At 59.5% G+C, this 12,871-nt stretch carries 11 protein-coding genes; 8 read left to right on the top strand and 3 right to left on the bottom strand.

What is annotated here, in order from left to right; genetic code table 11:
* Positions 1–1,551: an alanine/glycine:cation symporter family protein gene (locus tag BW975_RS04510; protein ID WP_076531331.1), complete on the top strand. Its 1,551-nt coding sequence runs from the start codon at positions 1–3 to the stop codon at positions 1,549–1,551.
* A 125-nt stretch (positions 1,552–1,676) separates the two neighbouring features.
* Here BW975_RS04510 and BW975_RS04505 read toward each other — a convergent pair whose 3' ends face one another.
* Entirely contained in the window at positions 1,677–2,654 is a 978-nt protein-coding gene (locus BW975_RS04505) for an NAD(P)H-dependent glycerol-3-phosphate dehydrogenase (RefSeq protein WP_076531329.1), read from the bottom strand.
* Between the two features lie 208 nt (positions 2,655–2,862).
* On the opposite strand from BW975_RS04505, the gene BW975_RS04500 reads away from it, so the two are divergent.
* The 4 genes from BW975_RS04500 (at position 2,863) to BW975_RS04485 (ending at position 6,012) form a co-directional block, all read left to right on the top strand.
* Positions 2,863–4,008: a polysaccharide biosynthesis/export family protein gene (locus BW975_RS04500; RefSeq protein WP_076531327.1), complete on the top strand. Its 1,146-nt coding sequence runs from the start codon at positions 2,863–2,865 to the stop codon at positions 4,006–4,008.
* A 105-nt stretch (positions 4,009–4,113) separates the two neighbouring features.
* On the top strand, positions 4,114–4,560 hold the full coding sequence (locus BW975_RS04495) for a diacylglycerol kinase (protein WP_083686981.1): 447 nt from the start codon (positions 4,114–4,116) through the stop codon (positions 4,558–4,560).
* A gap of 4 nt (positions 4,561–4,564) precedes the next feature.
* Positions 4,565–5,263 (top strand): phosphatidylserine decarboxylase, encoded by a 699-nt coding sequence (locus BW975_RS04490; RefSeq protein ID WP_418314328.1) that lies wholly within the window; start codon positions 4,565–4,567, stop codon positions 5,261–5,263.
* Positions 5,260–6,012 (top strand): CDP-alcohol phosphatidyltransferase family protein, encoded by a 753-nt coding sequence (locus BW975_RS04485; protein ID WP_076531323.1) that lies wholly within the window; start codon positions 5,260–5,262, stop codon positions 6,010–6,012. The genes BW975_RS04490 and BW975_RS04485 overlap by 4 nt, the downstream gene beginning before the upstream one ends.
* A gap of 110 nt (positions 6,013–6,122) precedes the next feature.
* Here the strand turns inward: BW975_RS04485 and BW975_RS04480 are convergent, their stop codons facing one another.
* Both BW975_RS04480 and BW975_RS04475 read right to left on the bottom strand, forming a co-directional pair.
* On the bottom strand, positions 6,123–8,186 hold the full coding sequence (locus tag BW975_RS04480; RefSeq protein ID WP_076531321.1) for an ATP-binding protein: 2,064 nt from the start codon (positions 8,184–8,186) through the stop codon (positions 6,123–6,125).
* A 212-nt stretch (positions 8,187–8,398) separates the two neighbouring features.
* Positions 8,399–9,388 (bottom strand): response regulator, encoded by a 990-nt coding sequence (locus BW975_RS04475; protein ID WP_076531319.1) that lies wholly within the window; start codon positions 9,386–9,388, stop codon positions 8,399–8,401.
* Positions 9,389–9,790: 402 nt separating this feature from the next.
* On the opposite strand from BW975_RS04475, the gene BW975_RS04470 reads away from it, so the two are divergent.
* The 3 genes from BW975_RS04470 (at position 9,791) to BW975_RS04460 (ending at position 12,460) form a co-directional block, all read left to right on the top strand.
* Positions 9,791–10,798, top strand: coding sequence for a response regulator (locus tag BW975_RS04470; RefSeq protein WP_076531317.1), 1,008 nt, complete (start codon positions 9,791–9,793; stop codon positions 10,796–10,798).
* A 312-nt stretch (positions 10,799–11,110) separates the two neighbouring features.
* Entirely contained in the window at positions 11,111–12,094 is a 984-nt protein-coding gene (locus BW975_RS04465) for a response regulator (RefSeq protein ID WP_076531315.1), read from the top strand.
* A gap of 21 nt (positions 12,095–12,115) precedes the next feature.
* Positions 12,116–12,460 carry an Hpt domain-containing protein gene (locus BW975_RS04460; RefSeq protein WP_076531313.1) on the top strand — a complete coding sequence of 115 codons (345 nt, stop codon included), beginning with the start codon at positions 12,116–12,118 and terminating at the stop codon, positions 12,458–12,460.
* Positions 12,461–12,871: the final 411 nt, after the last annotated feature.

Below are 12,871 nucleotides of genomic sequence, written 5' to 3'. Positions count from 1 at the left end.
ATGAGACATCTCAGCAAGGCAATGATCGCCGCCGTGGCATGTGCCGCGCCCGCCAGCGCCATCGCGCAAGAGGCCATGAGCCTGGACGCCAAGGTGAACGAGGCTTTCGCCGCCTTCACAGGCCCATTCGTCAACCTGATCTTTTCGAACTTTCCGGGGACGACATTTCCATGGATCGTGATGTGGCTGGTCATCGGCGCCTCGGTCTTTACCCTCTATTTCGGCTTCGTGCAGTTCCGCTTTTTCGGGCACGCGATCAAGCTGGTGAAAGGCGATTATTCAGATCCCAATGACGCGGGCGAGGTCAGCCACTTCCAGGCGCTGACAACGGCCCTGTCGGGCACCGTGGGCCTCGGCAATATCGCGGGCGTCGCTGTCGCTATCGGCATCGGCGGACCCGGCGCTACGTTCTGGATGGTCCTCGCGGGTCTTCTTGGCATGGCGTCCAAATTCACCGAATGCACGCTGGCGGTGAAATACCGGAATGAATATCCCGACGGCACCGTGTCGGGCGGTCCGATGTATTACATGAAAAAAGGCTTTGCCGAGCTGGGCCTGCCCGGTGGCGGATTCCTGGCGATCATGTTCTCGATTTTCTGCATTCTTGGCGCTCTGGGTGGCGGCAACATGTTCCAGGCCAATCAGGCACATGCACAGATCGTCGGGATCACCGGAGAGTATCCGGGCTGGATCACCGGCATCATCTTTGCGGCGGTCGTCTTTGCCGTGATCGTGGGTGGCATCAAATCCATCGCACGCGTCACCGAAAAGGTCGTGCCGTTCATGGGCGTTCTCTATGTGGGTGCGGCGCTGGTGATCATTCTGATCAACTACGATCAGATCGGCACCGCGTTCGGCCAGATCTTCGAGGGCGCATTTACCGGCCTCGGCGTGGCGGGTGGCCTTGTCGGCGCGCTGATCCAGGGCTTCAAGCGGGCGGCATTTTCCAACGAGGCGGGCGTCGGCTCGGCAGCGATTGCCCACGCGGCGGTCCGCACCAAAGAGCCGATCACCGAAGGCTTCGTGTCGCTGCTCGAGCCGCTGATCGACACGGTGGTCATCTGCACGATGACCGCGCTGGTCATCATCATCTCTGGTCAGCTCATCTCGGATCCCGAAACCGGCCTCTTCGTGCTGAACGAGGCGGGCACAGCGATCTCGACCGTCGGCGACACATCGGGCGTCGCGCTGACCTCGGCGGCGTTCGGATCGGCCATCAGCTGGTTCCCCTATGTGCTGGCCATCGCGGTGGTGCTCTTTGCCTTCTCGACCATGATCTCCTGGAGCTACTATGGCCTCAAGGCATGGACCTACCTCTTTGGCGAGGGCAAGGCATCGGAGCTGACGTTCAAGATCATCTTCTGCGTCTTCATCGTGATCGGCGCGGCAGCGAGCCTTGGCCCGGTCATCGACTTCTCGGATGCGGCGATCTTTGCCATGGCCGTGGTCAACATCTTTGCACTCTACTTCCTGATGAAGCTGGTGCGCCGCGAGCTCAATGGCTATGCGGGGCGGCTTAAGTCCGGCGAGATCAAGAAATACGTGCACTGATCCCTGGCGATCTGCACCCCTGAAGACGAGAGCACCCGCGCCTTGGCGCGGGTGTTTTCATTTTGAGTATTTGGTGAACAATGAAAGAGGGGCCGCGCGTCCGTGGCGGCGCGTGGCGCGCGCGATCAGACCTCTTCCTTGAGAGGGCGCGTCAGCAGCGATTGCATCGCGAAGTGCGGCGTTACCTCGCCGCCCAGCAGGCGGCGCGTCATGTGCAGGATGGGCGCGTCTATGCCGTGCTCATCGGCGATGCGTCCCGCGATCTGCACCGTTGCCACGCCCTCGGCCAAGGGCCGGTTTTCCAGATCCTCCCCCTGCCCCAGCGCCATGCCGTAACTGAAATTGCGCGACTGTGCCGCGCCGCAGCTGAGCATCAGATCCCCGAAGCCCGACAGGCCCATGAATGTCTCGGGTGCGCCGCCCATCGCGGCGCCGAGGCGGCGCAATTCCACGAAGGCGCGGGTGATCAGCGCAGCCTTGGCACTTTCGCCATAGCCCATGCCGATCACGATCCCGGCGGCGATCGCATAGACATTTTTGAGCGCGCCCCCCGTCTCGACGCCGGTGATGTCGGCGCTGGCATAAGCGCGAAACGTGTCCGAGCTGAGCGCGTGGCACAGGTCCAGCGCCGCGGCTTCGTCCCCGGCGGCCAGCGTGACGGCGGTTGGCTTGCCCGCCGCGACATCGCTGGCAAAGCTGGGGCCCGAGAGGACTGCTTGCGGATGGTCCGGGCAAATCTCGGCGATGGTACGGCTGAGCGGTTGGCCCGTCTCGACCTCAATCCCCTTGGCGGTGTTTACCAAGACCGCGTGGGGCGGAAAATGCGGTGCAAGGGACGGCAGCGCGCCGCGCAGGCGTTGCGCCGGGATTGCGAGGATGATCATGTCCGCCTGCGCCGCGATCGCCGGATCCGTGCCCGCCTCAATCCGGTCGGCCAGATGAAGGCCGGGCAGGTAGCGGTGGTTCATCCCCTCCTCCGTCAAGCTGCGCGCCACCTCCGGATCGCGGCACAAAAGCGCGGTGCGCCGTCCCGCCCGCGCCGAAACGCAGGCCAGCGCCGTCCCCCAGGCGCCGCCGCCGATGACGACTGTCATATTCTTCATACCGCCTCGCAACCTTACGGGTTTGTTCCCGCGCGAGCCTATCTTGCGCTGCGCCCGCGGGCCATGGGCAAATCGCGCCAGAGGCCCGTCATCGCCTGTTGCACCCGTGCCATACCCAACCGAACGCACCATTTAAGGTTGTCCGGCGCGGGGCTGCGCATATAGATGAAATGAGGCGCACGGGCGCTGGCGCAGGGAACAGGGACGCATGATTGTGGAGGCCAAGGAACAGGCTCGCGGTTTGATTGCCGCGCTCAGATGGGCGGCGCTCTGCCTGGCGGTTTTGACCGTGCCCGCCTGCAGCCTTCCGCGCGGCGCGGCAATCACCTCAGAAATACTGGACGCCGAACGCGCCGAAATTGGCGCCTATCAGGTGGTCCGCGTCAGCCGCGCCAATGCGGCGGCCATCGCCACATGGCCGCGCACCGCCACGCAGACGCATTACGCCTGGCCCCCGGCCAGCGCGGGCGCGCGCGGCACCGCCATTCGCGCGGGCGACGTCCTTAGCCTAGCGATCTGGGACAGCCAGGACAATTCCCTACTGACCGAGCCAGGCGCCAGATCAGTCGAAATTCCACGCATAAAAGTCTCGCCCGAGGGCACGATATTCGTGCCCTACCTGGACGAGATCAACGTCAGCGGAAAACCACCCGCCGAGGCGCGGCGCCTGCTGCAAGACCGCCTGGGCAGCATCGCGCCCTCAGCCCAAGTTCAACTGGAGCGGGTGGCGGGCGCGCGCAATTCCGTGGATCTGGTCTCGGGTGTGGCCAGCCCCGGCAGCTATCCGCTGCAGGACGGCCCCTTGCGCATTCTCAGCGCGATCGCGCAGGGCGGCGGCATTGCGCCCGGTCTGCGCCATCCACTGGTGCGCCTGCAGCGCGGCGGGCGCAGCTATACCATCCGCGCCGAGCGCCTTTTGGACCATGCGCCGCTCAACATCCCGTTGCGGGGTGGTGATGTCATCGCCCTGCTGGAGGACGAGCGTTCCTTCACCGCATTCGGCGCCACGGGAACCGAGCAGTTGATCCGCTTTGAACAAGAAGAAATCACCGCCATGGAGGCGCTGTCGCTGATCGGCGGGCTGTCCGAGGGCCGCGCCAACCCCAAGGGCGTTCTGGTGCTGCGCGATTATGGCCCCGAGACCCTGCGCAGCGACGGGACCGGCCCGTCACGGCGCCAAGTCGTTTTCGCCTTCGACATGACAAGCGCCGACGGCCTTTTCGCTGCGCGCAAATTCCGGATTGCCCCCGGGGACACGGTAATGGCGACGGAATCGCCCGTGACCTCCGTGCGCACCGTGCTGGGCCTTGTCGGTTCGGCCTTCGGGGTCGCAAGCGGTGTGCAGAATTACTGAAGCGCGCCGCATCATCGGCGCCTCGGCATTGGACAAGCCGCGCGCCCGGCGCAATAAGAGCTGCACGGCTCGTGCCGTGTCCATCCCGCAAGAGGGCCCTATCTGATGAGTACCAAGACACCCCAGACGGGGCCAAAACCTGATCAGGTGGCAGCCGCACACCGCCCCGTGTCGCGCCCCCGCCCGCCACGCGTGACCGGGGCTGCGCATGTATTGGCCGCCGCGGGCTATTCCCTGCAGGGATTGCGGCGCCTTTGGCGCGAGACGGCGCTGCGGCATATGGGGTTGGTCGGTGCGCTCTGCCTCTTGCTTTTGGCCGCTATCGGGGCCAGTTGGGTGCAGATGGGTATCTTCGCCATCCTCTTTCTGGCGCTGGTCGCCACGGAGGCGCTAAACACCGCGATCGAATGCATCATCGATCATCTTGCCCCCGACTGGCAGGAATTCGCCCGCGACGCCAAGGATCTCGGCTCGCTCGCCACGATGTGCATGCTGCTGGCGACCGGGATATTCCTGGTTGGCACCGTGCTCGTACAGTTTGAATTGATTTGAAAGTCTGCCCATGAACATGCTCAAGATCGTCGCCGTTCCGATGCACCCCGAGGGCCGCAAATTCGTTGCGATCTTTGCCGCGATCACGCTGATCCTCGCCCTCATATGGGAGCCGCTCTTTTGGCTGGGCGTGGGTGCGACGGTGTGGTGCTATTATTTTTTCCGCGACCCGGTCCGCGTCATTCCGCAGGGTGATGACCTGGTGCTATCACCGGCTGACGGGGTCGTTTCTCTAATTCAGACGCTGGTGCCGCCCAAAGAATTGGGGCTGGGCGAGGCCGAGGTGACGCGTGTGTCGGTCTTCATGAACGTCTTTAACTGCCATGTGAATCGTGCGCCGGTTGCGGGCAAAGTGCGCAGCATTGCCTATCACAAGGGCCAATTCCTCAATGCCTCCTTCGACAAGGCAAGCGAATTGAACGAGCGCAATTCGCTGAGGATCGAGACGGCGCAGGGCGCGCAGATTGGTGTGGTTCAGATCGCCGGCCTCGTTGCGCGGCGCATCGTCTGCTTTGTCCGCGAGGGCAGCGCGCTGGAGGCCGGCCACCGCTTTGGCCTGATCCGCTTCGGCAGCCGTCTGGACATCTACCTGCCCGAAGGCGTCGCGCCGCTGGTCTGCGTCGGCCAGACCGCCGTGGCAGGTGAGACGATCCTCGCCCAGTTGGGAACAGAGCAGACCGCACGTCGGGGCGTATCCGTATGAGCGCACCGCAAAGGATCAAGCTGCGGCACATCGTGCCAAGCCTCGTCACGGTCTTTGCCATCTGCGCTGGCCTCACATCGGTCCGGATGAGCCTTGAGGGGCATTTGCACGCCAGCCTCTACTTCATACTCCTGGCCGTCTTTCTGGACGCGGCGGATGGCAAGCTGGCGCGCTTTCTCGACACGGCCAGCCCCTTTGGCGCCGAGTTGGACAGTCTCGCGGATTTCTTCAATTTCGGCATAGCGCCGGGATTTTTGCTGTATAACACGCTCTATACGGGTACCAAATATGCCAGTCTCGGGTGGCTGGCAGTGCTGGTTCTGGCCGTCTGCTGCGCGCTGCGGCTGGCGCGGTTCAACCTGTCGATGGACCGCCCGGATGTCACTCTGAAACAGGACGGATTTTTTGTGGGTGTGCCCGCGCCCGCACTGGCCTGCCTTGCACTGATGCCGATCCTCTTCCACCTGGCCGGATGGCGCGAGGATGATTTCCCGATCCTGCGCGCCGCCTACATCATCGGTGTCGGCCTCCTCGCGATCAGCACGATTCCGACCTTCTCGATCAAGCATGCCTCGATCCGGCGCGCGCATCTGCCGCTCTTCCTGGTCGCTGCGGTCGTGCTGGTCGTGTGCCTGGTGGTCTATCCCTGGCCGACGCTGATCGTGGTCAACGCGCTCTATCTCTGTTCGCTGCCGATCTCTTACCTTGCGTTCAAACGCGCGGGGAAAGGCGACGAAAACCGCGTCTGAGAAGGAAAACTACGCTCCGATCCAAAGCTGGATCATCGGGGCGGTGATCAATCGCGCGCGCGCATTTAACATCTGAACCCTCGTCTGCCGGATGCAGGCTGCCAGCTTCTTCAAACAGCCTTCAAGCGCGGATAAGAGGGCCAGTGTGCGCTGACGGCGGGCTTGGGCAACACCAGACGGAATGCGCTACCCTCTCCGACAGTGCTGGTCAAAGACAGGGCGCCGCCGTGCAATTTTGCCAGTTGGTCAGCGATGGCAAGCCCAAGGCCCAGCCCGTTCATCTGGCGCGTCATAGATCCATCGACCTGCTGAAACCGCTTGAATATGCGGGAAAAATCCTCTTGCCGGATACCACATCCGGTATCCTTGACCGTAAAGACGATTTCATCGTCATCATGCGTGACAACAAGCGAAATGCCCCCGGTCTGGGTGAACTTGATCGCGTTGGATGTCAGATTGTACAGGATCTGCTTGAGCCGCGTCTGGTCGGCCATGATCGTCGCGTCGCAATCGCTGAAGTAGCTCAAACGCAGACCCTTGGCCTCGGCGGCCGGACGAAGATCGCTCACGATGGACGACGCGATTGTCCCGACCTCGACCGGGGCAAGATCAAGCTCGAGCCTGCCGCTTTCTACCTTGGTCCAGTCCAGCAAATCCTCGACAAGCCGGAGCATATGCTGCGCGGCGCTCAGCGCACTCGCGCCCTGTTTGGAGACCTGATCTTGATATTCGGCAACGGCCGATATCACATCTTCTCGTGACAGTTCATCTGCGCTCAGAGCGGCTTGCAGCGTCTTCGCTTGCGCTAGAAGGTTCGGGTTCTGCAGGAAGGCAACCCGTCCTGAAATGACCGTCAGCGGCGTGCGCAGCTCGTGCGAGACATTGTTGAGGAACTCGGTCTTTTCGCGGTCGGCGCGCTCGGCCAACTCCTGCGCCCGTTTCACCGCCGTGACATCGGTCCGAATGCCGACAGTGTAACCGCGCGGTGACTTGGCCTCCACAACCTTGAACCACCGGTCCTGATCGCTTTTCTGAAAGAACGGCGCGCCCGGATTATAATGCGCCGCGAGGCGGTCCTGTATCCACTCCTCCTCGCGACCGATGGCTTCCGGATAATTATTGCGCGCGGCATCTATGCGGATCAGCTCCTCGAACGTCACGCCCGGGACCGCGGCATCGGCAATTTTAGGATAATACGACAGGTATCTTTCATTCACGGTAACGAGCCTGTCTTTTTCATCAAACGCGATAAAGCCTTCATCGATGCATTCGATTGTCTCAGCCAGTAGGGCGTTGGCTTTTTCGATACGGGTGGACAGGCGGCGAAGAACCATGAGAATGGCAAGCAGCAACACCGCCGAAATCAACGTCAAAAGCATGATGACCGGGCTTTGTGGCGAATAGGCGGGCCACCCCTCCTTGGGTTTTGCCGTCGCTTGCCACGTGCTTCCCAGCATCGTGATTTCGCGGATTACCGGATCGCCTTCAAATAGATCGGGATCGCCGAACATGCTGCGATATGGCCGGCTGGAAGAATGGAGTTCACGAAGGCCGAACTCATAATCCATGTTGTCCGAGCCGTATGCGCCAAACAACTGGTCAGATTTCACAACTATCGAAATAATGCCCCAAAAACGCGGAGTGTCTGCGTCGTCTCTTCGGATCTGAACCGGATAGCGAAGGATGAACCCCTCCCCACCCTGCACCAGCTGGACCGGGCCAACGACTACGGGGCTTCTCCAGCGATAGGCCCGCGCCACGCTGCTCATCTGAGCTGGGACTTCAAAATATTTCAGCCCTACCGTCCCCTGGTTGGCATTTTGCGGAAAGCTGTGCGTGACCTCGAGGTTCGGGGCAAGCGCGACAGTCACAACACTCGGATTGTGCTGGATCAACTCGTCGACAACCCGCGCGATCTGAGCTTCGGGAATTTCCCGGCTGTTCTCCAGAAGGCTTTCGATCTTGTTGGATATCAAAACGGACTCGAAAAACTGATACCTGATCTGATCCGTGGCGCGATCGAGGGCCATCTCGACATTATGACGGACCGAAGCTGTATAGCGCTCACGATCCGATTTGATCACAGCAAAACCGATGACCATCACGCTCATCACCGCGACCAGCGCAAGGATCAGATACCCCTTGGAGACAATATAGCTCTTGAGCGGCGTCATGGACGTCGCGCCGCCTTGGCTTCGGTCAGAATGTCTGGTCTCAGCGTCATTTGTTCGCCTTGCTCGCTCATGTGCTGATTTCGTCGCGGTTTTGGACATGGTTCAGATCATGTCCGCAAATTGCACGTAATGACGTCGGGTCACCCTCCAAGATTGGCGGGTAATAGTAGCGAATGAGCCATAGCGGACCCTCAAGCATCACTACGCTGCATTCACCCCACTCGCAATTGCGACCTGTTTCCGGCTGGTGCCGGATCGCGTAATTCCACACGGCTGATCGCGGCCTTGGAAGCCCGATTGAAATTCAGCTTCAGCGTGGGTTTCAGACGGAAAGGGAGCCCCGCAGATACCTGCAAAGGGATCGACCTACGGCACACGTCTGGCAAGGTCCCTGCCCGCAAATTGCTTTCCAGAGACTGGGCTATCACCTTGGCCCTTTGGACAGCGGCACGCTTGCACGCGCAAAGCAGGATACCATTGCCCGCATGGGCAAGAAAAATCGTGTGAGGCGCGAATTCGGCGTGAACGGCACGGGCGGCAGAATCGAGCAGTGCGAGAAACTCCTGAGCCGAGCTGTTTGCGAATATCTCATCGATGCGATGCAGCTTGATGGCAAAAAGCTGCGTGTCGCACGTGTCGCCGCTGGTAACCTGATCAAGGTAGTTCTGGAAAACGCCGAGCGACAGAACCTTGCTCTTGCCGGTCTTGGCCTTGGCCAGATCACGGGCCGTATCCTCCGCGGGATCGCTCAGGACAAGCGAAAGATGCGGACCCGTCTCATCGTTCGTTCGCATCGAAAGGTAACTGTCCATGGCCGCCCGACGCTCTTGAACCAGCCTTTCGGCAAGTTTGATGCGGGTCAGCACCTCGAAAAAACTGAAAGGTTTGGTGATGTAATCGGTTGCGCCGTTCGAGAAAGCCCTCTCGACGGCGGCATGTTCGCGATTTTGAGTGATCATGATGATCGGAGTGTTCTTGTATCGGGGCTGCTGACGGATTTCTGCGCAAAGTTGGATCCCATCCTTGCCGGGCATCTCGATGTCCAGAAGGATGCAGTCATAGGCGATCGCGCTGTCGTTGAGCCTTTTCATCATATCGGTTGGCGACGACATGAGGGTCACGTGGTGGAAATCACCTGCCTGAAGGCACTCGTTGAGCAGATCCAGCGCAACCCCGTCATCATCTACAGCAATTATTTTCACGGCTCGAACTCCTCATTTTTAGCGTGTCCACGCGGTTATCGTGGATCTTTAAAGGCGGGTTGCGCATCCGGGCACCCTCTGGAGGAGACTTAAAAGGGCAATTTGGGCCAAATTATGAATACATCCTAAAGATGATGAAATTTTTGCAGTTGCAACTATTGACGCTGCTGCACCGGAAAGCTGCTGCATCAGTCGACAGGCGCCGAATAGTTTGACGAAATCGTGGCGCGGAAGAGCGCCGTAGATCTGCTTTTACAGCCTGAAACGCGTATCTCACATAAGAAATCTGCACCTTTAGCCGGTGATAGAACAGTCTTCAGAGAGTCCGAGAAATTGCCGTATTTAGGTTTTACCAAGTGTTGAGACATTCGCGCACTCATACCTGTCATGGAGGCTTTTTGGATGCATATCCTTTTGGTAGACGACGATCCGACGTTCAGCGATGTAATTGCGGCCAGGCTAGAGCGACGCGACCATGTTTCGCTGACGCTTGCAGTATCGGCAGAGCATGCGTTGCAGTTGGTCGATGCAGCCTCACAGCCTTTCGACTGCTTCCTTCTAGACATCATGATGGGCGATATTGACGGAATTGAGCTGTGCCACCGTCTTCGGCAACACAGCAGTTACCAGACGACGCCCATCATCATGATCACGGCCAGTCAGGAAACTCCGCTGATGGAGCAGGCCTTTCACGCCGGTGCCACGGATTTTCTGAGAAAGCCCTTGGACGAGGTCGAACTGGCCGGGCGGATTAAATCTGCGATGCTGTTGGTCGACGCGCTCAAGCGTGAAAAGGCGGGGCGCGCCGCCCTGCAATCGGTCCTCACGTCGCACGATCCGGTCAGTGGGTTCGATATATCCGAGCGCATCTGCCTTTCCGGCGTTTCCGGCATTCTGGATTACCACGAGCTGGAAAAAAGCCTTCTGCGACTTCAGGACGGGCTTTATCATATCAGCGTTTTCCGCATCGTCGTTCCGGCGTTTCAGAAGGCAAGCTGTTCCCGTGGCCGCTCTGAAACGCTCCAACTTCTGCGGGATGTCAGCCAAGGGATTTTAACGGCCGCTCCGGCAGACACGCCCTTTATGTCCTATATTGGACGGGGCCGGTTCCTCTGCTGCGTTCTGGGACGTATGACTGGCACCTCGGAGACCTTCCGAACCTGCATTCAGGACAAGGTGTGCTCGATGCTTGACGCTCGCAGCCTCGATTACAGTGACGCATTCGAGGTCGCGGTGCACCAGCTGAACGATCACCGGATCATCAGCCGCACCGCAGCGGTGGCGCTCGTTCGCAGCGAATTCGAGAGAGCATCGCTCTCACTGGAAAGCCTTCCGCCGGTGCATGATATTGAGGAAAACATTTTTGCTGAGACTGATTGGTTGCTCTGTGACGCGGACGCAGGTCTTTGACCCTGCAATAACTTGCGCGCCTACCCGCCCGAGTATGGACTGTGCCGTGGCAGTCCTCGCAAAAAGGCCCTGAGCGGCGGAAAGGAGTCAGTCCAAATGCGGCTAAAGTATGGCACGTAGATGTGATAGGCTTACCAAGGACCAGGAGGGATCGCTCAGATGCAGCATAGGCGGGGCCGTTTCACATCTTGTTTTAATTCCTGATTTTTCCCATCCTGCCGCATTTTGGCCCATTTGCTTGCAGAAGATTGGCGCACGCATAGCGGGAGCTGACTGTGTCGAACCCCACCGGCTATCAAGATGGAGGATAGGATGAAAATCCTGGCTGTTGACGACGATCCGATCATTCTGGAGCTTTTGACGGAAGTCCTGAAAGTCGCGGGTTTCACGAACCTCACGGTTTGCGAGTCCGCCCATGATGCCTTGGCCGCAATCGATCACGCGAACACGCCCTTTGATTGCCTGCTGTTCGATATCCAGATGCCGAAGATGGATGGCATTCAACTGGTATCCGCCGTGCGCAAACTGCCGGCTTACAAGATCACGCCGATCCTGATGATCACGGCGATGACCGAACGGTCTTATATTGATAGCGCCTTCGCGGCGGGAGCGACCGACTATATCACCAAGCCGTTCGAGGTTGGCGAAGTCAGCGCGCGGCTGAACCTGATCCAAGACCTGGTCACGGAGCGCCACCAGAAAACGGATCTCAACCCCGTCGAGTCGGTGCGCAAGGCGACGTCGATCGTATCGCCCGAGGATTTCCAGGCGCGCCTGACATTGTCAGATATCGATGGCTTCATCGACTACATCGCACTCGAAAATTACCTGCTTCAGATCTCACAGCTGTCCCTTTTCGGCATGCAGGCTTTTGGCGTTGTCATTCCCGATGCCGAGAGGATGTTTCGGTCCAGTAGCCTTTATGAATATCACGCAGCAATTACCGATATTGCCGAGGGAGTGTCAGACAGCTTGAAGCCGCGCAGGTTTTTCATTTCGCACGCGGGCGCCGGGCAATTCATCTGCGTCCTGATCGAGGGCAGTTCGATAGATCCTCATGCGCTTGAGGCGGATTTGCATGACCGCCTCCACGAGATGGACCTGCATTTCTGCGATGGCCGCCCGCTGATGGTCAGTCCGGTCGTGGGCGAACCCCTCGCCTTGCAGATGAAGTCCCGTCGCAACGTTGTAAGCACACTGGTGCGCGCGCTATCTCTGGCCGAAGCTGCGGCGCGGACGCCGCGCTCCGAGTCCACGACAACCGGCTCACCTCTGAATAAACTCTTCGGCTTTTGACGCAAGGATCCAGGCATTTTCATGTATCAGAACGATCTCAGCACATTTTCCGAAGGCCTCCTGCGCGTGCGCGCACGCTTTATAAATGAGCTGGAGGAAAAGCGTCTGCGCCTGACCCAGCTGCGATCTCATTTGCAAAGCCATGAACAGAGCCACGCGGCGTCACGAGAAATCGGTCAGATCTGCCACAAGATCGCGGGCACTGCCGCGACCCTCGGATTTCCCGTCCTAGGGAAATACGCATTGGCCATAGATGGCGCTATCGACCAAAGGTCGACCAATCTTCCGTCCCCGTCTGCGGAATTGCGATGCGACATCGACGATCTGATTACAGAAATCGAACGCATTCAGGCCACTACCGCCTGAAGCCGAACGCACGCGGATGCGCTTGCATCAGCAGGCTACCGAGCCTTTGCAGAAGGCCATCAGCACGCCGCATAGCGTCCAACCGGCTGGCCATGCGGACCAAAATTCTCTACCAAAATTTGACACGTCAGACACCGCGCCTTGCAGTTGCGGGCGTTGCCGATTAGGGACTTTCTTCGATTGGGGCGCCAAACTCTTGAGCCTTGGACAAACGCGCAACACTTGCGCAGCTGTCATCGCTATACGGGTAGATCTTTCCGGAAATGCAACCTAAAGTTAAATTTGGCTGTCGCTGTCAGTGACGCGCGATATGGAAGAGATTTGGCGTTATGAAAGTGCCTAGTCGAGCCGAGGTGATTTTCGCTTGTGCGTGCTTACTGGTCACGGCGGTCATGGTTTTCACCAGTATCA

Origin of the sequence: Roseovarius nanhaiticus (genome assembly GCF_900156535.1) — a bacterium.
In the GTDB taxonomy this organism is placed as follows: domain Bacteria; phylum Pseudomonadota; class Alphaproteobacteria; order Rhodobacterales; family Rhodobacteraceae; genus Roseovarius; species Roseovarius nanhaiticus.
Note: the sequence above shows the minus strand (reverse complement) of the source record. Positions and strands in the feature narration are given on the sequence as shown.

What these genes read in the sequence shown, in the direction of transcription:
- BW975_RS04510 (WP_076531331.1), top strand. Translation starts at nt 1, where the DNA reads ATGAGACATCTCAGCAAGGCAATGATCGCCGCCGTGGCATGTGCCGCG.
- BW975_RS04505 (WP_076531329.1), bottom strand. Translation starts at nt 2,654, where the DNA reads ATGAAGAATATGACAGTCGTCATCGGCGGCGGCGCCTGGGGGACGGCG.
- BW975_RS04500 (WP_076531327.1), top strand. Translation starts at nt 2,863, where the DNA reads ATGATTGTGGAGGCCAAGGAACAGGCTCGCGGTTTGATTGCCGCGCTC.
- BW975_RS04495 (WP_083686981.1), top strand. Translation starts at nt 4,114, where the DNA reads ATGAGTACCAAGACACCCCAGACGGGGCCAAAACCTGATCAGGTGGCA.
- BW975_RS04485 (WP_076531323.1), top strand. Translation starts at nt 5,260, where the DNA reads ATGAGCGCACCGCAAAGGATCAAGCTGCGGCACATCGTGCCAAGCCTC.
- BW975_RS04480 (WP_076531321.1), bottom strand. Translation starts at nt 8,186, where the DNA reads ATGACGCCGCTCAAGAGCTATATTGTCTCCAAGGGGTATCTGATCCTT.
- BW975_RS04470 (WP_076531317.1), top strand. Translation starts at nt 9,791, where the DNA reads ATGCATATCCTTTTGGTAGACGACGATCCGACGTTCAGCGATGTAATT.
- BW975_RS04465 (WP_076531315.1), top strand. Translation starts at nt 11,111, where the DNA reads ATGAAAATCCTGGCTGTTGACGACGATCCGATCATTCTGGAGCTTTTG.
- BW975_RS04460 (WP_076531313.1), top strand. Translation starts at nt 12,116, where the DNA reads ATGTATCAGAACGATCTCAGCACATTTTCCGAAGGCCTCCTGCGCGTG.